25 protein-coding genes are annotated in these 22,682 nt (G+C 31.6%); 6 read left to right on the top strand and 19 right to left on the bottom strand.

Annotated elements, in window-relative coordinates; genetic code table 11:
• Nucleotides 1-138 precede the first annotated feature (138 nt).
• Together COC46_RS16425 and COC46_RS16430 are read right to left on the bottom strand one after the other, a co-directional pair.
• A complete protein-coding gene (locus tag COC46_RS16425) occupies nt 139-1,980 on the bottom strand; it encodes an ABC transporter ATP-binding protein (RefSeq protein ID WP_255294939.1) in 1,842 nt (613 codons plus the stop codon).
• 297 nt (nt 1,981-2,277) lie between these two features.
• Nucleotides 2,278-2,895, bottom strand: coding sequence for a LysE/ArgO family amino acid transporter (locus tag COC46_RS16430; RefSeq protein WP_098810997.1), 618 nt, complete (start codon nt 2,893-2,895; stop codon nt 2,278-2,280).
• 135 nt (nt 2,896-3,030) lie between these two features.
• On the opposite strand from COC46_RS16430, the gene pdxR reads away from it, so the two are divergent.
• Nucleotides 3,031-4,482, top strand: a complete 1,452-nt coding sequence (gene pdxR / locus COC46_RS16435) for a MocR-like pyridoxine biosynthesis transcription factor PdxR (RefSeq protein WP_098810998.1) — start codon at nt 3,031-3,033, stop codon at nt 4,480-4,482.
• A 258-nt stretch (nt 4,483-4,740) separates the two neighbouring features.
• Here the strand turns inward: pdxR and COC46_RS16440 are convergent, their stop codons facing one another.
• Nucleotides 4,741-5,118 carry a DUF1259 domain-containing protein gene (locus tag COC46_RS16440; protein WP_098810999.1) on the bottom strand — a complete coding sequence of 126 codons (378 nt, stop codon included), beginning with the start codon at nt 5,116-5,118 and terminating at the stop codon, nt 4,741-4,743.
• A gap of 288 nt (nt 5,119-5,406) precedes the next feature.
• Between COC46_RS16440 and COC46_RS16445 the strand changes: the two genes are divergently transcribed.
• Nucleotides 5,407-6,231 (top strand): mechanosensitive ion channel family protein, encoded by an 825-nt coding sequence (locus tag COC46_RS16445; protein WP_098811000.1) that lies wholly within the window; start codon nt 5,407-5,409, stop codon nt 6,229-6,231.
• 74 nt (nt 6,232-6,305) lie between these two features.
• Here COC46_RS16445 and COC46_RS16450 read toward each other — a convergent pair whose 3' ends face one another.
• The 3 genes from COC46_RS16450 to COC46_RS16460 all read right to left on the bottom strand — a co-directional run bounded on the left by COC46_RS16450 (nt 6,306) and on the right by COC46_RS16460 (nt 9,215).
• On the bottom strand, nt 6,306-6,776 hold the full coding sequence (locus COC46_RS16450; RefSeq protein WP_098811001.1) for a hypothetical protein: 471 nt from the start codon (nt 6,774-6,776) through the stop codon (nt 6,306-6,308).
• Nucleotides 6,777-7,072: 296 nt separating this feature from the next.
• Complete coding sequence (ltaE, locus tag COC46_RS16455) at nt 7,073-8,095, bottom strand: low-specificity L-threonine aldolase (RefSeq protein ID WP_098811002.1); 1,023 nt, start codon at nt 8,093-8,095, stop codon at nt 7,073-7,075.
• A 112-nt stretch (nt 8,096-8,207) separates the two neighbouring features.
• Nucleotides 8,208-9,215, bottom strand: a complete 1,008-nt coding sequence (locus tag COC46_RS16460) for a helix-turn-helix domain-containing protein (protein WP_098811003.1) — start codon at nt 9,213-9,215, stop codon at nt 8,208-8,210.
• Between the two features lie 285 nt (nt 9,216-9,500).
• On the opposite strand from COC46_RS16460, the gene COC46_RS16465 reads away from it, so the two are divergent.
• Nucleotides 9,501-10,655 (top strand): tyrosine-type recombinase/integrase, encoded by a 1,155-nt coding sequence (locus tag COC46_RS16465; protein WP_098811004.1) that lies wholly within the window; start codon nt 9,501-9,503, stop codon nt 10,653-10,655.
• Between the two features lie 322 nt (nt 10,656-10,977).
• Here COC46_RS16465 and COC46_RS16470 read toward each other — a convergent pair whose 3' ends face one another.
• The 8 genes from COC46_RS16470 to COC46_RS16505 all read right to left on the bottom strand — a co-directional run bounded on the left by COC46_RS16470 (nt 10,978) and on the right by COC46_RS16505 (nt 16,501).
• A complete protein-coding gene (locus tag COC46_RS16470) occupies nt 10,978-11,247 on the bottom strand; it encodes a hypothetical protein (RefSeq protein ID WP_098811005.1) in 270 nt (89 codons plus the stop codon).
• A 3-nt stretch (nt 11,248-11,250) separates the two neighbouring features.
• Nucleotides 11,251-11,640 (bottom strand): SHOCT-like domain-containing protein, encoded by a 390-nt coding sequence (locus COC46_RS16475; protein ID WP_098811006.1) that lies wholly within the window; start codon nt 11,638-11,640, stop codon nt 11,251-11,253.
• The gene (locus COC46_RS16480; protein WP_098811007.1) at nt 11,640-12,011 is read right to left on the bottom strand and encodes a DUF2089 domain-containing protein; all 372 of its coding nucleotides are present in this window, start codon (nt 12,009-12,011) and stop codon (nt 11,640-11,642) included. The genes COC46_RS16475 and COC46_RS16480 overlap by 1 nt, the downstream gene beginning before the upstream one ends.
• A 207-nt stretch (nt 12,012-12,218) precedes the next feature.
• Complete coding sequence (locus COC46_RS16485; RefSeq protein WP_098811008.1) at nt 12,219-13,061, bottom strand: MerR family transcriptional regulator; 843 nt, start codon at nt 13,059-13,061, stop codon at nt 12,219-12,221.
• Nucleotides 13,062-13,137: 76 nt separating this feature from the next.
• Nucleotides 13,138-14,304 carry a multidrug efflux MFS transporter NorA gene (gene norA, locus COC46_RS16490; RefSeq protein ID WP_098811009.1) on the bottom strand — a complete coding sequence of 389 codons (1,167 nt, stop codon included), beginning with the start codon at nt 14,302-14,304 and terminating at the stop codon, nt 13,138-13,140.
• A gap of 211 nt (nt 14,305-14,515) precedes the next feature.
• Nucleotides 14,516-14,812 (bottom strand): hypothetical protein, encoded by a 297-nt coding sequence (locus tag COC46_RS16495; RefSeq protein WP_098811010.1) that lies wholly within the window; start codon nt 14,810-14,812, stop codon nt 14,516-14,518.
• 135 nt (nt 14,813-14,947) lie between these two features.
• On the bottom strand, nt 14,948-15,292 hold the full coding sequence (locus tag COC46_RS16500) for a cupredoxin domain-containing protein (RefSeq protein WP_098811030.1): 345 nt from the start codon (nt 15,290-15,292) through the stop codon (nt 14,948-14,950).
• 159 nt (nt 15,293-15,451) lie between these two features.
• On the bottom strand, nt 15,452-16,501 hold the full coding sequence (locus tag COC46_RS16505; RefSeq protein WP_098811011.1) for an LLM class flavin-dependent oxidoreductase: 1,050 nt from the start codon (nt 16,499-16,501) through the stop codon (nt 15,452-15,454).
• 234 nt (nt 16,502-16,735) lie between these two features.
• On the opposite strand from COC46_RS16505, the gene COC46_RS16510 reads away from it, so the two are divergent.
• The 3 genes from COC46_RS16510 to COC46_RS16520 all read left to right on the top strand — a co-directional run bounded on the left by COC46_RS16510 (nt 16,736) and on the right by COC46_RS16520 (nt 18,872).
• Nucleotides 16,736-17,719: a glutathione S-transferase family protein gene (locus COC46_RS16510; protein ID WP_098811012.1), complete on the top strand. Its 984-nt coding sequence runs from the start codon at nt 16,736-16,738 to the stop codon at nt 17,717-17,719.
• Nucleotides 17,720-17,742: 23 nt separating this feature from the next.
• Nucleotides 17,743-18,264, top strand: a complete 522-nt coding sequence (locus tag COC46_RS16515) for a GNAT family N-acetyltransferase (protein WP_098811013.1) — start codon at nt 17,743-17,745, stop codon at nt 18,262-18,264.
• 185 nt (nt 18,265-18,449) lie between these two features.
• Entirely contained in the window at nt 18,450-18,872 is a 423-nt protein-coding gene (locus COC46_RS16520) for a hypothetical protein (RefSeq protein ID WP_098811014.1), read from the top strand.
• A gap of 73 nt (nt 18,873-18,945) precedes the next feature.
• Here the strand turns inward: COC46_RS16520 and COC46_RS16525 are convergent, their stop codons facing one another.
• The 5 genes from COC46_RS16525 to COC46_RS16545 all read right to left on the bottom strand — a co-directional run bounded on the left by COC46_RS16525 (nt 18,946) and on the right by COC46_RS16545 (nt 22,316).
• Nucleotides 18,946-19,434, bottom strand: a complete 489-nt coding sequence (locus tag COC46_RS16525) for a DinB family protein (protein WP_098811015.1) — start codon at nt 19,432-19,434, stop codon at nt 18,946-18,948.
• A 25-nt stretch (nt 19,435-19,459) separates the two neighbouring features.
• On the bottom strand, nt 19,460-19,672 hold the full coding sequence (locus tag COC46_RS16530) for a hypothetical protein (protein WP_098811016.1): 213 nt from the start codon (nt 19,670-19,672) through the stop codon (nt 19,460-19,462).
• 82 nt (nt 19,673-19,754) lie between these two features.
• Nucleotides 19,755-20,762: a serine hydrolase domain-containing protein gene (locus tag COC46_RS16535; protein WP_098811017.1), complete on the bottom strand. Its 1,008-nt coding sequence runs from the start codon at nt 20,760-20,762 to the stop codon at nt 19,755-19,757.
• A gap of 452 nt (nt 20,763-21,214) precedes the next feature.
• Complete coding sequence (locus tag COC46_RS16540; RefSeq protein WP_098811018.1) at nt 21,215-21,409, bottom strand: hypothetical protein; 195 nt, start codon at nt 21,407-21,409, stop codon at nt 21,215-21,217.
• A gap of 211 nt (nt 21,410-21,620) precedes the next feature.
• On the bottom strand, nt 21,621-22,316 hold the full coding sequence (locus tag COC46_RS16545; protein WP_098811019.1) for a helix-turn-helix transcriptional regulator: 696 nt from the start codon (nt 22,314-22,316) through the stop codon (nt 21,621-21,623).
• Nucleotides 22,317-22,682: the final 366 nt, after the last annotated feature.

Genomic DNA, 22,682 nt, shown 5'->3' on the forward strand with positions numbered 1-22,682 from the left:
AAGTCTATTTTAGCCATTTTTTTTATGGTATAATTAAAGTAGGGAGAGTTTGTAAAAAAATCAAATGAACTTTACTAATATACATAATAAAAAAGCACAGAATTAAATCTGTGCTTTTTACTATGTTAACCAACCAATCTATTGTTCAATTGACGCAATTGCTTTTCTACCAAATTGTTTATTATAAAGTTCTTTATATAATCCATTTTGCAGCAACAACTCTTCATTTTTCCCTTCTTCTACAATTTGACCATCTTTTAATACAATGATGTGATCCGCGGCCATAATCGTTGAAAGGCGATGAGCAATAACAATTGATGTTTTATTTTTTAATAATCCCTGTATTGCACTTTGAATATAAAATTCAGATAAAGTATCTAATGATGAAGTTGCTTCATCAAGAATAATGATTTCTGGATTTTTTAATAATACACGAGCGATTGAAATTCGTTGTTTTTCCCCTCCAGAAAGTTTAATCCCTCTGTTTCCTACTATCGTCTCATAACCATTTGGTAATTCCATTATGAAATCATGAATATACGCAGCCTTACAAGCATTCGTAATTTCTTCATCTGATGCTTCAGGCTTTGCATATAATAAATTTTCTTTAATCGTTCCATTAAATAAATAGCTATCTTGTGTTACAAGACCTATATGAGAACGTAAAGATTCTAGCGTGAATTCTCTAATATCACGATCGCCAATTTTTATTGAACCTAAAGTATAATCATACAGACGTGGAATTAAGTTGGTAATGGTTGTTTTACCTGCGCCACTAGGTCCTACTAAAGCAGTCATCGTACCGGATGGAGCAATAAAGGAAATATTCTGTAAAGCAGTTTTATCTTTTTGATAGGAAAAACAAACTTCATTAAATTCAATATCTAAATGAGAAACATTCATTTCAGTCGCATCATCACGATCTTTAATGGTTATTTTCATATCATAATATTCAAAAATACGTTCAAATAAGGCAATAGAACTTATAATATTAACATATAGATTTGTTAATTGTCCAACTGGACCGTATAAACGACCAAGTAATGCAACAAAGCTGATAATAGCCCCGACCGTAATCTGACCTTGTATAAATAAAAATCCACCAACTAAATAAATGAGCATTGGGCCGATACTAGTAAAGGTTGATAAAATCATCATAAACCAGCGACCTGCCATAGATTCCTTTATTTTAAGATTTGTAGCCTGTACATTAATATCATCAAAATTTTGAAATTCCTTTTGTTCTTTTGTAAAAAGCTTCATTAATAAGTAACCACTAATATTTAATGTTTCTTGAATAATATGATTTTGCTCACTAGTTTTTTCCTGTGTCTGTTTCGAAATACTCCAACGGACATTCCCCATTTTACGAGTCGGAAGAATAAATAACGGTACAATAATTAATCCGACTATTCCAAGCTTCCAATTCATTATTAACAAAGCTGAAGCGGTAGAAATAAGTATGAATAAATTGTTAGCGAAACTCACAATTGTACTATCAAAAACAGCTTTAACACCAGAAATATCACTCGTCATTCTGGTGATCACTTCACCTTGTTTTACGTTCGAATAAAATTGGAGTGGCATTTGTTGTAATTGTCGATACATTTGGTTTCTCATATCGTAAATAATTTTTTGGGCAACATATGCATTTAAATAATTTTGCCATACACCCAATAGCTCTGAAATAATCGTCGTACTAAGTGAGGCCAGTACGAGATAAATTAGAAGACTTAAATCTTTATTTGGTAAGGCTGTATCTACAATATGTTGAATAATAATAGGCGGTAAAATGCCTAGTACAGATGTAATTAATAAAATAAGTACAACAAGTACTGTTTGTTTCCAATACGGAATAAAATATTTAGCAATTCTAAGCAGTATTGCCTTTGAAATATTTGGTTTTTTGGCGTTTTCATCAAATTTCATTCGCCCAAAACCATGGGGACCCATTGGAGGTCCACCACCCCATCCTGACATAAATAAACTTCCTCCTTATTTCGAACAATTAGTTTGTTCATTTCATAAATCAGTTAAAATATTTTTTGCATGTCTATAAGTATATTAAGCTCATTCATCGAAAATTGTTCCAGTGAATTTGCTAAACTCTTATAGGCTTTTTGATTCTTCCCGATAACGCTGACATAACAGTTCACCATCTGGTGTTAAAAATAATTGAGTTCCCTGCGATGTATTTGTGCAATTAAAAATTGTTAATAAAAAAATGCTGTAGGTTTTGCCCTACAGCATTTTCTTATTAATATATTGAAATTTATATTAATTTGTAACAAGAGTAAACAATAGATATCCTGCTACTCCCCACATGACTAATGCTGATATTTTATTTAATATCGGCAAAAATTTACCAGATTTATCAAGTTCACCAGTTATTCGACCAAGCAGAGCAAGACCAAAAAACCAAATCCATGAAACTAAAATACAAGCAAACGCAAAGATTACTTTTTCTTCTCCTTGGTAATTTATTGAACTAGTTCCTATTACACCTACAGTATCCATGATGGCATGAGGGTTGAGTAAGGAAACAGATGCTGCAAATATTATTTGTTTCTTTAATGGAAATTTATTTGCCTCTACTTCGCGATCATTACTTGGTTTACTATTCCATGTAGTAAAACCCATATAGATTAAAAAAATACACCCTACTGAAATTAAGATCGTCTTAATCAGAAATGAACCTAAAATAACCAATGAAACACCTAAAACTGAAACTAGGATTAAGAGAGTATCACACAAAGAAGCTGTAATAACGACTGGTAATGCTTTAACAAATCGTGGCTGAAAGACCCCTTGATTAAAAATAAAAACGTTTTGGACACCAAGAGGAATAATCAGCCCTAGTGCAAGAATAAATCCATGAATAAATGGTTCTAACATCCTAAGATCTCCTTTTCTATTAAATGAATCAATGGATTTTATTTTAGTTTAAAAAGATGTATCTGTCTCCAACCAATTGGATTGAATCAAGACCAACCAAGTAATATAATAGTTTACAAAAAGGAGAATGTTTTGATGTTTACAACCGATTGGAAGCCAAATAAATCTTCACCAATACCTATACATAAACAGATTACAGATTATATAAAAGAAAAAATATCAAACGGTGAATGGACAGTTGGATATAGGCTTCCTCCTCAACGTACTTTGGCCAAAGAGTTAGGAGTAAATAGAAGTACAATTGTAACTGCATATGATGAATTAATTGCCGATGGACTTATTGAGGGAAAAAGCGGAAGTGGAACAAGAGTAGTTAACAATACTTGGAACTTGTTAGCTACTACCCCGCCACCTGATTGGAATTCATATGTGAAGGTAGGAACCCACAAGCCAAACTTGCCGACGATTCAAGAAATAAACCAAGCTGAATTTATTCCGAACATCATTCGTTTAGGAACTGGAGAATTATCTCCAAATCTTATTCCGAGTGCATCAATGAAGAAAATTTTTCACCAATTGGCGAATAGTGAAATTTCTTATGGATATGAGGAACCTAAGGGATTACTGTCTTTAAGAGAACAAATTTCCAACTATTTAAGTACAATTGGAATATCTGCTTCCCCATCTTCCATATTAATCGTATCTGGTGCATTGCAAGCCTTACAGCTTATTAGTGTTGGTCTATTACATAGGGATTCTACGGTATTAACAGAAAAGCCATCGTATCTACAATCTATAAATGTCTTCCAATCCGCTGGCATGCGTTTAGTCGGCATTCCTATGGATAAAGATGGAATTCAAACAAATCTTATTCAACAATATAATAAACAACAAAAAGCTGCTTTATTTTATACGATCCCTTCATTTCATAATCCTACTGGTACATTAATGACTGCAAAAAGACGTCAACAATTGCTGGATATTTGTCAACAAGAACAGCTACCTTTAATTGAAGATGATGTATACCGAGAATTATGGTTTGATGAAAGTCCACCAAAACCAATTAAGTCTTTTGACAAAAATGGACTTGTACTTTATTTAGGAAGTTTATCTAAATCTTTAAGTCCTGGTCTTCGTATTGGTTGGATCGTTGGTCCAGAACCAGTAGTAGAACACTTAGCGGACATAAAGATGCAAACAGATTATGGTTCAAGTTCATTATCACAATGGGCAGCAGTAGAATGGTTTTCCAGCGGGTTATATTATAAGCACATTAAAGAAGTAAGAGAACAGTTGAAAATTAGACGAGATTTTACTTTAACTAGATTAAACAAGTATTTTTCTAATATTGCAGTTTGGCAAAAACCAACTGGTGGATTTTACATTTGGTTGCGCTTGTTACCATCACTCTCTATGAGGAAATTATTTGAAATTGCACTTTCAGAAGGAATATTACTGAATCCAGGAAATGTTTATGATCACCAATCTGAACAATATCTACGCATTTCCTATTCTTTTGCTTCTCTTTTAGATATAGATGATGGACTTAAACGATTAGCAAAAATTATTAAATCCATTGCAGAATAAGGGCTACTTTTTAAGCCCTTTTGATCGATTTTTATTTTAATTTCCATCTTTGTTTTTACATATTCATACTTATCCCAAATATCCATTCTATTTCCTCCGAACTCTTAGATGAAATCATATACTACATTCTAGTGGTAAATATATCACAAATGGGAACAAAAAAACGACTATCCTTTAATTTGGAAAGCCGTTTGAAGAGCAAAATTAACAAACTATTTAACCTAATAACAAACATATTATTGGTATCTTAAAGTAGCCTTAAAAAAGACTTGCTTCTTTTGCCGCTTCAAAACTAACTCTAGTAAATTCAACCGGATCTAAGGTGACATTCTCCCAATGCATATACATTAAACGTGGTTTATCAAACAGCCAATGGTTATGAACTGCCGTTACTGTAATTCCTCTTTTTCGTAAAGCAGACATTAATGGGTTAATCTCTTTCTGACGTACTACAGATTCACCTAAGTTTAAACCATTATCTTCAAAGGATAACATAAATGGAAGTGCTAATGGCGAACGAGTGCGACGCCCTAAAATCGTTGCATCAATATCTCGAAGACGCATTATTACACAAACTGGAGTAGCTTGAACAACTACTCCTCCAATCATATCTGCAAGTTTTTGACAAGTCGACATAGTTACCACTCTCTTCAAATTTTTACTTTTACTTTGCATCCTAAGAAAAGAGTGCAAGGCTGGTGCCTAATTTTACCCATTATTAAATTTTGCTTAACGTATTAACTACTAACTTTATAATTTTAAATTTTTATTATTGACTTTATCGTCATTTTAGTTTCTTCTACCATAGATTTTAGTACGTGTCATGTTTTTATTTTTCTTATTTCATGGTATTCTTTATGAAATTAATCTATTTCTCTATATTCACATTCCTATGGTATATTGGAAAATGTGGGGAGTGATCAAATGTTTTTCTTGGATTTGTTCAAGCAAGTGCCTTTTAGAATTTTAATGGTGGCACTGCTGATTATATTAACAGTTTATTTAATTCGTAAATCAATTAAACTTTTTTTTGACAAAACAAGCTTGTTAGATGAAAGGCACGAAGAGACGTTAATGCATTTTGCAAACCAGGTGACAAAGCTAATGGGACTGGTTTTCTTTTTAATCTATGTTCTTAGCCACTTCGTCAACTTCCTACCAAAGCTAATCACCGGATCAGCTGTGGTGGCAGGTGCCTTAGCATTAATCCTGCAACATATTATCCGCGATTATATTATGGGAATAACCTACTTGTTTGAACGGCAGATACGTCACGGAGATTTTGTTATTATCAATGGAAACCGTCAGGGGAAAATCGAGGAAATCAGCTTGCGACACATAAAAATCCGCCAATATGACGGATATCTTTATACAATCTCTTATAGTAACATTACAGAACTTCAAAACGGTAACCGTGGAATGCGACGGGTTAATGAAAGCCTGCTACTCAACTATAAACAAAACCCAGATGAAGCTTTTAAGGTAATTGAGGAAGTTGCAGAAACATGCAATCAAAAATACACTGAATACTTGTTAAAGGATGAGTTTGGCGAACCTGTGGAGTGTTACAAATTCAACAAAATTACAGAACTAAACGTTGATCTCAGAGGACACAAGTATTCATTATCAGGTCTTGTGAATGAAGGAGACTTCGTTGAAGCGAGCAAAATGGTGAGGTACGAACTCGCTTTGGCTGCCTATAAGAATGACTTGTTAATGGTCGATAGCCTAGAGACTAGTAATGAATAATAATCAAAAATAAAAAGAGTAAAAAAACAAAAAGGCAAAACATATTTTATATAAAAAATATGCTTTGCCTTTATTTAATTTAAGTAAGTACTATAAACAGATTCATTGTTTGATTGTTTTTCAAAACTTGTCATAACAAAATAACCTGCAGCTAATCCAATAATTGTCATTAGAGTAGTTGTTGAATGACCAAAGTAACCACCCATCATTTGTTTTAAAAAGGGAAATTTTATAGAAATAACATGTATTATAAATAAATATGGGATAATAGCAAAATATAAAGTAGGAAGACCAAGTACAATAAATCTTACCCAATTGAATTTCCAATCCCCCTGTTTTAGGAAGTTTTTAAAAATCGATGGAATCGCTAATAATGCTCCAATAATTAATGGAAATAAAATTTGAAATTTATAATAATCAATTAAATCATAGGTAATACTACTCTGCTTGTAAAGACTATTCTGATGCTTTAAACCAACTATGATTACATTACCTAAGATGATTAAATATACCAAATACCCTACTAAACTTTTAAATTTTCCCACTTAAATCCCCCTTGATTCCTTACTTAAAAACTTTTAGTAATAATATAAAAAATTAAACAAACAAATAAATTAGAAGATAAGCATTTCCCGTACCTTTTCAATAATGACAAATTTTCAACACCTTATAGATCCAAACTTTTAATTATTCTATAAATATCTTAATATTCACTTAATTATAACGATAATCTTAATCTTTATTCCAAAGCAAATTATCCTATTTATTTAACTTTATATCAAAAAAATAGAGGTTGATCAATTAATGATCAATCCCCTATTTTCTGTACATTTATCTAAATTTAGATTGTTTTCATCACATCAATTACTTTATCAATATCATTTTTCGTAATCCAATAATGTGTCGCAAAACGCATCATACCATCTTCATCTGGAGCAAAAATAATAATACCGTTCTCTTTAAAAATTTGATCAATTTCCGCTGGGCTTCTTTTCATATCAGTCATTTGGAAGAATACTAAATTAATATGAAGTTGAGATAAGTCAACTTTGATACCTGGTATTTCGCTTAAACGATTAGCTAAATATAGAGCATTTTCATGATCTTCATGTAAACGATTTGTCATTTTTTCTAAAGAAATAATACCAGCGGCTGCTAAAAATCCAGATTGTCTCCAGCCGCCACCTAGTAATTTACGCTTCTTTTTCGCTTTTTCAATAAATTCTTTACTTCCTGCTAGGATTGAACCTACTGGTGCGCATAGACCTTTTGATAAGCAAAACATCACAGAATCGCTATATTGAGATATTTCTTTTACGTCCGTTTGCAAATAAGTAGCTGCGTTAAATATTCTTGCACCATCTAAGTGAACAGGTAGTTTTGCATCTTTTGCAATGCTATAAACTTGCTTCATATAATCAATATCTACTACAGATCCATTTGAATATGCATTTTCTATACAGATTAACGAAGTATCCGGATAGTGTATGTCATCAGGTCGAATAGACTGTTTAATTCGTTTAATATCCATTTTGCCGTGAGTTGTTTGTAATGTTCTTAAGTGAACGCCAGCAATTATTGAGGCTGCGCCTACTTCATGCTCGAATATATGGCAATCCTCACCAAGAATGACTTCAGTTCCACGATCACAATGTGTGAACAATGCAAGCTGGTTACCAAATGTTCCACTTGGTACAAATAACGCAGCTTCTTTCCCAATCATTGAAGCAGCTAGTTTTTCTAATTTTTGAACAGTTGGATCATCCCCATAAACATCATCTCCAACTTCGGCAGAAAACATTGCTTGTCTCATTTCATCAGTAGGATTAGTTACAGTATCACTTCGTAAATCGATAAACTTCATTTTCATTCCTCTTTCCCTTATTATCAGAATTATCTAAACTAGTTTCATAGACGCATCGAGAATTTATTTCTAATATAATGACCAAACTCATTGTCGTAAATTGGCATGTTATTTAGTCGAAAAATGAATTATTTTTTTCGAATTCTTTTAAACCCATTCGTAAAAGTTTCTCTGTAATATCCTCAATACCAGTGTGATGGCCCGTTGCTATTTGTTTAATCTTCTCTTTAATTGAATCTTTTACAAAAATTGTCAATTGCTCTTGATTACTTGTAAATACGATAAAACCAGGTCTACTAGAAAGCTTACCATCAATTAAACAGTTTTGTAAAATTTCAAAATCTTGTTCAATTTGGGCATCATTATATGGTAATTTTATAGGTTTTATTTCAACCTTTATTGTGTTGCTTTCAATAAAAAGATTCATATTTTGGTGTCCAATATTCTCGTAAAAAGAATCAATAATTCCAAATATTGGGGCATTAATCGACTGAGGAATAGGGAATTGGAAGATAATATTGCCTCTTTTTGTACTATGATTGGCTTGTTTCAGTTCATAAGCTTTTTTAAAGCCACGGCTTATGAGCTCTTCTTTATTTAAAAGCTCCCCCATATTTGTTTTTGCTACAATCTCATTTGTCTCATTAAGCTCGATAATCCGCGCTTTTTCATTTGAATTTGGTATTACATATAATCCGAACAAGTAAAATTCCAAGTCCTTTGTAAAAAAAGTCTTTTTTCTAGATGCATTTTTATGTGCGATTTTTAGTTTTTCTACTTCTTCATCTGGAATAAATAAAGTTTGTCTACCTTTAAAACTTATCTTACTTGAGTTAATTTTCCCCGCTTTTATGTACTGATGAATTGTTGCTTTCGATACGCCTAATAAATTAGCTGTTTCAAGAACAGTTAGTCCTACCGGTTTGACAGTTTGAGTTTTTAATTGATTAATATCCTCTAGGAAAAACCTCATCGTACCATCAATTTGCCAATCTTCATAAACAAGTTTCAGCTTTCCAGCTTTTACGTAATTGTAAATTGTTTGCTTAGAAACCCCTAAATGATCTACTGCCTCATTTGTTGTAACAATCTCTTTCATTTTTTGATCTTGTTCTAACATTTGAATTCTTCCCTTTTTCGTATATTATTATCTAATTATATCATAATTATTTCCAACAAATTGTTAAAAAGTAATTAATTCAATAAAACTAGATTTAATTATTTATAAATAATTGATTATACGAGAATTTATTAAAGTAGAATAATAGTGTATTTTTCTACTTTAATCCCTCTTTGAATATTACTATTTATAAAATATCTATTTTTATGGCTTAATTAGAAAAAATTACTAAATTTATACTATCTATTCAGTATTTTATGTATAATAGATTACGAGGTGAGTAAAATGTTAGTAAAATCAAATCTACTTATTTCAAATTCGGCACAAATAACAGATACAACTCTTAATGGATCGAAAATAACTGAGTACTTAATAGATGAAACATACTTTCCAAGTCTTCTTCAGACAAAATTTGAAAATGAAAAAAATCACCGTATGATTTATGAAGGATTTTCTGATTTAGAAATGATCTACTATTTTGTTCATCAACGAAAAGATATTCAAAAATCAAAACAACGTAAAGATAGTACAAAGATGGAATACATAAGAGAATTACTACAGTTTTATCGTTACTTATTGAAAAGTGAAGATTTTTTACGTCAGGATGTAGAGGCTTTTATAGAGGCTTCTTATTTCAAAAATTTAAAGCAAAGGCATATTGATTCATATCAACAATGGTTATCTACATATCTGTATGGTGTAAAAAATCAGCCATATCGGGTTACTACTCTCTCAAGAAAACTTGTAATTTTAAAAAGCTTTTTTAAATTTTTATTTGATACAAATTATGTTCAAGTTCCGCTATATACACGAATATTAAATGCAAAAATTACTAAAGATGACTTACCAAATCGTGACTTAGAAGAAAGTGAAGTAAAAGCATTATTGAATTTTTATAATGGAAACATAGTAAAAACTACTATTATTAAGTTATTAGCTACAACCGGTATGCGAATTCGAGAACTAGCTGATGCAAACTGGGGCAATGTCTCAAAGGATTCTAATGGATATTGGCTTGAAATTATTGGAAAAGGTAATAAAAAACGTGAAGTTAAGATTTTAAATCATGTATTTGTGGATTTATGTAATTTGAGGAGTCGACGTGGTTTACCAAATTCAATTTCGAATACTGATTCAAATCCATTCTTTCCAAATAAACTTAATAAACATTACTCTTTTAAGTATTTATCAAAATATGTAATTGAAATAATACAAGAATCTGAATTATCTTTTGTGAAGAATCAAAATCGAACTGGCAATATTAGCCCCCATTTTTTTCGACATCATTATGCATGTCGTTCAATTGAAAAAGGAGCTAGTATCTATCAAGTTAGTCGAAGCTTAGGTCATGAGAGTATTCAAACTACTGAACTTTATTTAGCAAAAATGATGAATCGATCCCAGCATGCAAGTAATGTATGGGATGATGATGAGTATTAATTCCCCCCTTAAAAAGGGGTTTTACTTTTTTCTTTTATACATTAGTTTAGTTTACATAATGTTATTATATAAAACAAAATTGGAACTAATGGTTGATGATTTACTAATAAATAACTTTCAATCTTAAAAGCCCAATTTCTAAATTTAAAGCGAAGAAATTAGGCTTTTTTCTATGTTTATATTTATATGTCATAAGTAAAAATAATCAGATTAAACTGTTTTTCTCTCAAATTAGTTCATTGTTTTTACAAGTTCTTAAGTTTTAGATAAATTGACATCTAGACGTAGTTGTTTCATAAAAAATATGATTTAGAGTCTTTATTTAAATCTTCACTACTACCTCAGTTCCATCCTTTAATTTCGTATCAACAAGGATCACTCCTTTGTGCTTTGAAATTTCTTGCAAGAATGGCTTCAAATCTTTTCTTTCTATTGCTGGCATAATGAATTTGCTGCCATTCTTTTCAATGGCTTTATTTATGATCCGATTTATCCTTTTTGAAGTAACAATCAAGCTAGCCAAATTTAATACCGTGTAAGGAACAGGAATGGAGAAGCGTTTTCCCTCTACTTTCAACTTGACTTTTAACATAATCTACTCAATCACCACAAAAACTTTATCACCATTGGCTGATGTGATATCTACAATCTGTCCTTCTAATTCGTTTTCAATTGCTTCTATTAGAAGGTCAACGTTAATATCCTTTACATATTTTTCTGCTTCAGGGATTTTTTCAGCAATATTTGTGCCTACTTTTAAAAGTGCTTTTACTAGATTAATCGGTACATTCACATTTACATTATCGCCAACTTCCGAGTTCACACGAATCTTTAACATTTTATTTCCATATTGGACTACTTTTTTTCTCGTGACGATTTCTGTCTGATCACTAGCTTGTAAAATTGTGATTAATTCACTTGCTTTGTCCTTGTCAATCTTTCCTTCTTCTACTAACGTTAAGATTCTCGAAATTTCATCTTTCATCATACTTCCCCCTCTTTTAATAATTGAATGGCTCTTTCAGCAGTAATTTCGCCGTTTTCTAATAATGTTACGATTTTTGCTTTATCAACTTCGGGTTTCTTTTGAGTAGAATATCCTAATGCAGAGATAATTTCATCTAATTTTCCTCTGACAGTTGGATAGGAGATTCCTAGTTCCTTTTCGACTTCTTTTATATTTCCACGGCATTTAAGAAAAATCTCAATAAAATGTAGCTGTTCTTTCTCTAGAGCTGCCAATTTTGAAACTTCAAATTCATTTTCTACTGTTGTCTGACAATGGTTACAATGTAGCTTAGTAATTTTAAGCGCTTTCCTGCAAACAGGACAATTAGTTAGTAAAGGATACGCCATACTGTTCTCCTTTCTATTATTTAATCATATCATACACTGAATTATCAAAATATTAAACACTTATTTAATTTTTTTTATATTTTTTTGTATTTTTATTAATTATTTAAATTCTAACTTTAAATAATTTAATTATAAATCGAATAAATAAAAAAACAGACACAATAACGAGTCTGTTTTTAGGGTCTAATATTATTTAACTACTTCTAATCATTCATCTTTTACCAATACTCTCATTTCGATGATAAATTCTTCATTCTGATCTTGAGAATAATTATTATGTATTAATGATTCATATACATCACTGATAACAGTTATTTGATGTTTTTCTACATATTTTATTAGTTTTTGAAGGTTTGTAAAATAATCATCTGATGATATGGTATTAAATGTTATGCATAAGTACTTTCCTTCTGGAATTTTTGCAACCTCGGTATCTGGCAATAATAATGAAGTCTGTTTTTTTGTTAATACGGGTGTAAATAAATATTGATAGGATACTTCATTAACTTTTGCATAAGGCTTATAAGGGAAAATGGCTCCATATCCATTATTTCTAAACCCTTCTGTTGATGCAGCAAATTTCTTCAATTTACTATATGAAGCATTTAATATATTTTTAGGGTCAATCCCTTTAGCTTTCGTTTGAATAATCTGCATTTCTTCTTCATACGAAAAAAATACCTCGCCGAATTGTGGATAATCTTTTTGCCTTTGTAATCCTTTTTTAGCATTTGCGATTATTTTTTCAATTTCCATTAAAGAATCAATTTTTTCTCTAACAATTTTTTCTTGTTCGGTTAAAAATGAGAAAAATTCGTCTCGCTTAAGCCCCTGTACCTCTTTCATTTCTTCTAATGGGGTGCCAATATATTTTAGAGATTTGATTAAATCGAGGAGATGGATTTGCGAGTCTTTATAATATCGATAATTCGTATCAGGGTCGACATAAGCTGGTTTAAATAAGTTGATTCTGTCATAATATCGGAGTGCTTTAATCGAAATATTAACTAATTTTGAGACTTCTCCTATTGTATATAGTTTTTCCTTCAACGCGTTTACTCCTTCTTTATTATTTTAATAAAAGAAGCGTATTCTTTATACGTAATGTTAGAATACGCTTTAAGATTTATTGGGCTGTTCGATAAACTGGCATTTTCCAAGCAATCGTTAATCCTACACCGCTTGCTAATAAGACTGTTGCAAAATAAAATGGATAGTTTAAGTCTATATCAAATAAGATTCCACCAATTATAGGTCCTATTACATTACCAATACTAGTAAACATTGAGTTCATTCCGCCGACAAATCCTTGTTCATTACCTGCAATTTTTGATAAATAAGTTGTTATTGCTGGACGCATTAAATCAAACCCTAAAAATACGGTAATCGTAACAAGTAAAATTGAAAAGTATGAATTCACTACAGTCATTAAAAATACTAGTATTGTACAAAGAATTAAACTATATCTAATTAAACGAATTTCTCCCATCCATTTTGTTAGGCGATCAAATAATGCAATTTGTGCAATCGCACCAATAATGCCTCCACCTGTAATCATGATTGCAATATCTTTTGGTGTAAAGCCAAATTTATGATTAGTAAATAAAGAAAATAATGATTCAAATGCAGACAATCCAAATTGTGAAATTAATAAAACCATAAACGAAATAAAATACATTGGTGCAAAAATTTGTTTAAAACCTGGTTTTTGTCCTTTTACCTCACTATTTTCTTGATTGCGTTCTGGTTCAGGAAGTACTGTAATGGATAAGATCCCTGCGAGAACAGCCAATCCTGCTGCAAAGAAAAATGGTATGCGATTACCAAACTCAGCTAAAAATCCACCAATGCCAGGACCAACTATAAAGCCTGTTGAAATTGCAGCCGACATATAGCCGAGTGCTTTTGCTCGTGTTTCAACCGTTGTAACGTCAGCAATAAATGCAGTTACGGCTGGCATAATAAATGCGGCACTTATGCCACCTAACATACGTGAGATAAAAAGAACCTCAATTGTGTTACCAACTCCAAATAAAAACTCTGAAAAACTAAAGGTTAATAGACCGATAATAATCATTCTTTTACGTCCGAACTGATCTACCCAGCGTCCTGCAATCGGTGAAAATAGTAATTGTGTAATTGCGAATGCGGCTACCATATAACCTACAATTGTACCAGATATATTTAATTCATTCATAATTGAAGGTGTAACTGGAACGACTAACCCGATCCCTAAAAAAATAATGAATACGTTCATTAATACTAATGATAACATCATGTTTTGTTTTTTCATTTTGTTCAACTCCTATTAAATACTCTACAAAACATAATGTAAAGCCTCCCCTGAAGGGAGAGTCAAACAAATTTTATTAGATTAACCTGTATTATTTATGTATCCGATTTCTTTTTAATCTAACTAAGGCATATATCAATAATCTCATAATATAAAAAAGAGCTTCTTTTTGAGAAGCTCCTAATTGTAGGTATATATCATGCAACCTTTTTTAAGCAGGTCGAACTTTTAGAAACGAATTGATAATACTCGATGTAACTAAACCGAGTACAAGAGCAAACGTTATATGTTGATAAAGTCCAACATGATTGACCGCTCCCATATGATGCCATATATCGTTTGGAAGCGATTTCCATATAAACCATATGCCTGTTGTCACTATAAACGTAATCGTCGTAATCGCTTTTCGTTTCCCAAACGATGAAATAATAAACATCATTAATGCCAATCCAAGAATTGGCGTACTACCGAAAAACCATTGAAGTATATGAAAATCGATGTTCTCCATCCATATCCCTCCTCATACTAAGTGTATGTAGAGGGTTTGCCAAAAAGAAATGAAAAACTATTCTAAGGAGATGAAATTCATTATTAAGACATGGAATATCCTAAATAAAGCAAAGGCTCACTTGGCCTTGCCTATCTATTTGACAATAACTTTACCTACCATACCTACATTAAAATGGTACTTACATATCAGGTCATATGTATTTGCTTGTTTTGGCTCTACAGAAATTGTCGTTTCTTTACCCGGCTGGACTTCAACATCAATATTGAGCATTTTGACAGTAAATGTGTGAGGTTTACTGCCTTTGTTTTTCAATACTAATGTTGATTTTGTCCCATTCGGAATAACGATGTTTTTTGGATTAAAGTAATCATCGTTTAACTCAACCACGATTGAAGATTCTCGATCATCTGCTTGTGAAACTGCAGATTCAGCAAAAACTAAGTTACTACTTGGCGTAGCAATCAATAGGACTACCATTAAAAATAATATTACTCCTGTTAACCAACTTCTTAAAATCAAATGTATCCCCCCCCTTTCCTATGCACTATTCTTTTCCAATTTATAAAAAATTATCACTAGATTTATGGATAGTAAAAAACTGTCTTCTATATAGAAAACAGTTTTCATTTATACAATTTATTGATTTGATTCCCAATTTGAGATCTCTTCTCGAACGATTGGTGCAATTTCTTTACCTAATAGCTCAATTGCTTTCATGACATCAACGTGTGGCATCGATCCAACTGGTACATGTAGCATAAACCTTGTTATACCTACGTTTTTTCGAAGGTGAATAATCTTTTGTGCTACAGTTTCAGAGTCACCCACATAAAGTGCGCCTTCAAAACTTCTTGCTTCATCAAAAGTAGATCGCTCATAAAGTCCCCATCCGCGTTCCTTTCCAAGCTTGTTCATGACTTGTTGAGTTGGTAAGAAAAATTTATCTGCCGCAGTTAAGGTATCTTCTGCGATAAATCCGTGTGAATGTGAAGCAATCTTTAGTTTGTTTACATCATGACCAGCGTGAGCTGCTGCTTTTTTATAAAGCTCGACAAGAGGAGCGAACTGAATTGGTCGGCCACCTATAATAGCAAGAACAAGTGGAAGTCCTAATAGGCCCGCACGAACAACTGATTCTCTATTTCCACCGCTTCCAATCCAAATTGGTAATGGATCCTGCACTGGACGTGGATAAACACCTATATTGTTAATCGCTGGACGATGCTTTCCACTCCAAGTTACGAATTCAGATTTTTGTAAAGTTAATAATAAATCTAGCTTTTCTTCAAAAAGCTCATCATAATCATTCAAATTATAGCCAAATAAAGGGAAAGATTCGATGAACGAACCTCGACCTGCCATGATTTCCGCTCTTCCATTTGAAATACCATCAAGTGTAGCAAATTCTTGAAATACACGTACGGGATCTGCTGAGGAAAGTACAGTTACGGCACTTGTCAGTCGAATTCGCTTAGTTTGTGATGCAGCTGCAGCAAGTACAACAGCAGGAGATGATGCAGCAAAATCGTTACGATGATGTTCCCCTACTCCAAATACATCTAGTCCTACTTGATCAGCAAGCACAATCTCCTCTACAACTTCACGCAATCGTTTGGCATGACTTATTACCTCACCATTTTTTACATCAGGTGTTGTTTCTACAAATGTACTGATTCCTATCTCCATTAACATAATCCTCCAAATTTTTTAATTAACTTAAATATACCTCAAATTCGAGATAATTTCTAACAATCAAAACTTCTATTAAACTTATAGGATTGTTCATCATATCAATTGCCATAAAAAAATACATTTTCTGAATATTTAGAGTATAATAATGTATTAGTATTACTTCTAAGTATTTTACAAAAATAGTGAATCTGAAAAATATTCCAAATTAATAAGAAAGGAAGTTTAAGTATGAATCGAACTAAACCTACTGAAATAACAGTAGATGGATCTTTCAAACGTCAGGTAAATCGTTTTTCAACGCTATTTGGAAATAAGCCGGAAGAACTTCCTGTTGAAGCGGGTCGATATCGACTCATTTGGTCGGCAGCTTGCCCATGGGCACATCGATCAGTAATTGTTCGAAAAGTTTTAGGGTTAGAAAATGCGATTAGTTTAGGAACTGTAAATCCAATGCGTCCAAAACTAGCTCATGTGGATTGGGAATTTTCATTGGATTCAGGTGGAGTGGATCCAGTATTAGGCATACAATTTATGAGTGAAGTGTATAAAAAATCTGATCAAAATTATTCGGGTCGACCGACTGTTCCAGCTATGGTAGATATCAACTCTGGTAAGGTTGTTAATAATGATTATTTTAAACTAACAAATTACTTCGAAACAGTTTGGAAACCTTACCATAAGAAAAACGCACCAGATTTATACCCAAGTTCGATTCGTCAAGAAATTGATGCACTAAATGAAATCATTTTCAACGATGTAAACAATGGCGTGTACAAATGTGGTTTCGCTCAATCTCAGGAAGCTTATGAAGATGCTTTTGAAATATTATTCAATAGATTAGATGAGCTAGAACAGCGATTATCTAATCAACGTTTTTTATTTGGTGATAAAATTACGGATTCAGATGTCAGGCTTTATACAACTCTTGTAAGATTCGATACTGCCTACTTTACAGCGTTTAATACGAATCGAAACTTAATACGCGAGTTTAAAAATCTATGGGGCTATGTACGAGACTTATATCAAACACCAGGGTTTGGAGAAACGACTGATTTTGATGCGATTAAAAGACATTATCATCTATCAATTACCATTTCACCAGATAAGGAAGAACCAAAAATTTTACCAAAAGGTCCTGAACTTTCGCTCTGGAATACGAAACATAATCGAGAAAATTTAAGTGGGCAAAAAGGAAAGTTTCTCATTCATTAAAAGAAAAAGGAGATAAAATCGAAATGGTGACATTAGATATTCGAAATGCAGAAATAGAAATGTATTCATCCATACGTGAACAAAGAATAGAAGCTTATAATGAATACGCTAGCGTACTTCCAGTTAATCACTGGAATGCCTTAAAAAAGTCCATCTCTTCAAATGTAGATGAACAAAAAGGCGTGGAATTGATTGTTGCTACACTTCAAGGCAAAGTTGTCGGAAGTGTTGCTTTATTCCCAGCAAAAACAAATGCTTATGAAGGTTATGTCGACGAGCTTGACTACCCTGAAATCCGAATGCTTTCTGTTGATTCAGCGTATCGCGGTCAAGGTGTTGCATATGCGCTAATTTCAGAATGTATAAATCGTACAAAAGAAAAAGGATTTAAAGCAATTGGATTACATACAGGTGAATTTATGAAAAATGCCATAAGTTTATATGAACGCTTAGGATTTAAACGCTTGCCGAAATTTGATTTTGAACCAGCAAATGACGGGATTATTGTTAGAGCTTACCAATTGGATATTAAAGAAATGGAGTAATTTTTACAATTAGTAAAAATCATAATAAAAGGGCTATTCAAAGTTATACCGACTTTAAACAGTCCTTTTAATTTATTTTAATTTTCATTTGCAAAATAAAAATCAAAAGTCTCATAGACTTTTTGTCAGCATATTTATTAGAGAGTTAAGTTTAAAAATTTCCTTATTAAGAAGGAGTTTATCTAATGACTGGACTCGAAAGAAAAATGGGGATTTACGCGAAAGTTCTTATAATTTTAATAGCAATAATCGTACTTTTTTTAGCTACAAATTTATATAAAGTACCAGAAACTCATCAAAATATAAATGGAACTTATCTATGTGGAATGTTACCTTTTGCATCGATTGTATTTGATGAAGAGGACCATCATGCCTTTTATTATTATGATGTTAATGCATCTGACAGTGGCACATTTTCACAAGAAACAGACAAAGGAACCTATTCACAAAAATCAGATTCATTGTATATCATCAATAGTCAAAAATTTCATAACGTAAAAATTATGTATAATAATAAAAGTCAATCATTTAAAATCAACTTAAATAATGAAACATATACATTTAAACAATTTGATTCAAATCCAATTATTATTGAAACTGATGAATAACATTCTATCATTTCTTCTACTTTACAAACTATTGACGTGAACAGAGCAAAGGAGTGAGCTTTCACTCACTCACTTATTTATGATTAGATTTAGAAGCGAGTCCTCGTCCTATTAAGTTTGCAGAAATAGGCTTTTTACCTAACTCCCTTGCCCAGATTGATAATTGTCCGATATGGTGTATTTCATGAGCGATTACATGTCGCATAACTTCTCCCCAGGTATCTGTCTCAATTCTACCATCAGGAAGGGTATCGTAAAATAATTTATTGTCCATACGATCTTCCCATTTGTTCACAAAGTTTTCTACTTCTATGTGAAATTTAGCATCTAATTCTCGAACCTTGTCCAAGCTATTGTAATGTTCGAAATCCTCCTGAAAATCATCTTTACCTTGCAATACACGAATCCAACTCCACTCTACATCAACAATATGAAAAAGAGTTTTTAAAATACTTTCCATTCCACCTGTTCGTTTTCGTAGTAACTCTACTTCGCTTAACTCTTCACACCAACGATACCAATCTTTTCTTACCAACCAGTTATATTTAAAAAATGTCTGCAAAAAGCATATCCCCTTTATTCCAATTTTAAAGTTTGCCAGTTATATAAAAGTAAATAGCGAATATGTAAATAATTATATGTACCCATGCCCATATTTTACACAAAAACATTAAACACCCTTCTTCACCACTTAAGAAAATAAGAAATCCAAGTGCTAATATTACTGTGATGATATATAAAGGACTATAAGTTAATTGTGCTAGTAAATTAGTTAAAGGTTGTTCCATTAAGTCGTTCATGCTGCCTCCAATTAGTTTGACACTTTACTTACAGAATGCATAATCTAGTAACATTTCATTTATTCTATTATTCTATATAGAACTATTCTGTAAACGCATCCGCAACTAAATTACTGAATTCCCTTAAATAATAAAGATAATTATCACAACCATAGTTGTATCTTTTATTATACATCTTAGCCACAACTACATTATATTTAGGAATTACAAGAATAGTTGGACCAGTTATTCCTAAAATTTGATAAGACCCAACTGGCACTCGATTGCCTATTTCACTTTTATTACTTGGCGTACTTTGTACAAACCAAAACAGACCATTTTTTGGATATTCTTCATTTTTATAACTCGGGTTTTGTACTTGTGTAGCTAATTCAATGACTTTTTTTGGGATTATTTGCTTTCCGTTAACAAAACCTTTATTTAAATGAAGATTACCCCAGTATGCGAATTCTCTAGTAGAGACATGCAGGTTGGACCCGGAACCATCTTTTGTATCCCCTAACTTAAATGAAGCATCATAATTTGGATCATCTATAACTTTCACTAGGCTTGTCTTTTCTTTTGTTTCCCATTTAGTTTCTTTAAATCCTAGTGGAGAAAAGACTCTTTCTTTTAGTAGTTCAGGAAAGCTTTTGTTATAAAGTTTTTTTATAAGATTTGTCATCATTAATATATTAATACTTCTATATGCCCACCCTTGTCCAGGTTCAAATTCTCTGAAAATGGTTCCTTGTTTTGTCTCATTCAGGCCATGAGAATGTGTAACTAACTGTCTTATCGTTGTTTTTCCAAGCAACTTTTTATCTATCGCATCAAAATATACAAAAGCATAATCATCTAAACTTCTAATTTTCCCCTCATATAATGCAAATGCGATTGCTAAACCTAAATAACTTTTTCTAGCTGAGGCAATATTAAATCGAGATGTTTCGGATATTGGCGTTGAATGATCGGCATTACTATGGAAACCATTATAATTTTCTAAAATAATTTTATTATCTTTCATGATGATTAAAGCTGAAGCTGAACTTTGATTCCGTACTTTTATATCTTCAACCCAGTTCAAAATATTATTGAATTTATCACACATATTTAATTAAGCCACCTATCACTTGTTTAAATCATTAATTTCAACAAAAAATTAAGTTTTCCTTTTTGAAATAAAATCTGGATGCTTAATCATTACGTATTTTCTCTTTCTTTAACACAAATTTATTGATTATTGAGAGTTACAAATAACTTACAAGAAGGCACAAACATATAGAAATGAACAAAATGGGTATATGGACAAATGTGTAAATTCGTTTTACTTCTGAAAGAACAAAAAATAGGGATTTATGAAATTGGATGGGTTTTTTTACCTCAATCACAATGAAGGGTACCGCAATAATCGGGGTTATGCGCAAAAAAAGTTAAAGAAACTCCAGAGTAAATCTAAAATTCTAGAATTCTCTCAAGATACTCAAATATAATAAGTAGATGCTACGATTATGCAAAAAAAGCCGATTCCAATAGTGTATTGGCTCAGCTTTTATGTATGTTTTATTCAAAATAAAATAATGCGTCGTGAGAAGTATTTGTCTGATAGTAATTTACTAAATCTTCTACAGATATTCCTCTTATTTCAGCAATATCATTAAAACTCATATCATAGTGATATGACAGTTCATGTAATGATAAAGCTGGATTATTCGCTAATAATTCATAATCAGGTATATTTTCAAATTGTTGAGACATACTCATCACTTCCTTTACAGTTTCTTACTATCCTTTCCTAAAATTTACAAATTTAGTCAACGTTCATAAAAAGAATTGATTTGTACATAAAAATTATAATAATTTTTAAGTTTTATAAGGATTTATCTTGTTAAAGGAGTCATTGCTGACTTGAAGAAAATGCAAGTTTAAGTTTCATTCTTAAACATGCATTTTAAATTACAACAAATTATTAAAGAAAGTGAAACTGAGACAATGTTAAAAATGCTTCAATTATTCTTAATAGTTTTTCTTTTTCTTCGGTATTTAAAATTGAATTAGCTTTCCGAATGAGGTTAGTACCTTCTATCCATTCATTCTTTTCGATTGGTACATAACCTGCTAATTGAAACAATTCAATAATAGGAACACCAAGAGGTTCAGCCAATTTAATTATAATCCCTGGCGAAGGAATTCCTTTTTTTCCATTTTCAATTTGTGAAATATAAGAATGTGAAACATTTGCTTTTGTTGCAAGGCATTTAATTGAAAGGTTATTTTTTAATCGAATCTGTCTGATAAATTCTGCAAAAATTTTTGTTCGATTAGCTTCACTTTGTTCCTTATAAACCATATTAAATTTTAGATTACCGTTCTTTTCTCTCTTGGCAAGATTAATTACTTCTTCTGAAATATTCCGTAAAGGAGTTCTTAATTCCTTCGGTGCATTAAAAATATATGCACACCAAATTAATTCTTCAGCACTACCACCTGTTACTTTTGCAATCGCTCTAGTTAATTTTTCTTCAGGCGGAGTTAATTTCGCGTTTTGTAATTTGCTTAAATAGCTCTTGTCTTTCGAAAAACCCATCTTATTTAATTCGTTGGCTATTTCAGTCAAACTTAAATTTGAATTTTTTATATATTGCTTTAATAATTTGTAGTACATATTCACACCTTATTCCTTAAATAGCTACTCTAATTTTATTTTTATGTGTACAACATGTACCTTGACACTAATCTAAATTGGGTTATTTTAGAGATTATTTATTTTTTGAGAATATATTTATATTTCAAGCTAATAGAAATGAATTTAAGTCAATTAGAACTAAAAGAGGCTGTCCCAAAAGCCCTGTTTGATTAAAAAACCATCAAATTAAAAACGGAAGAATGTTGTCAAATCAACATTCTTCCGTTTTGTTTTTTAAATTTCAAGGCTGAAATCTACCTTTTGGGACAGCCTCTTTAATGAGTATTTTTCCATAGGACTGTACTTTATTCTTCGATTATTTCTAATATTCTAATATGTCCCTCT

It is taken from the genome of Bacillus sp. AFS041924 (genome assembly GCF_002577195.1).
Taxonomy (GTDB): Bacteria; Bacillota; Bacilli; order Bacillales; family Bacillaceae_G; genus Gottfriedia.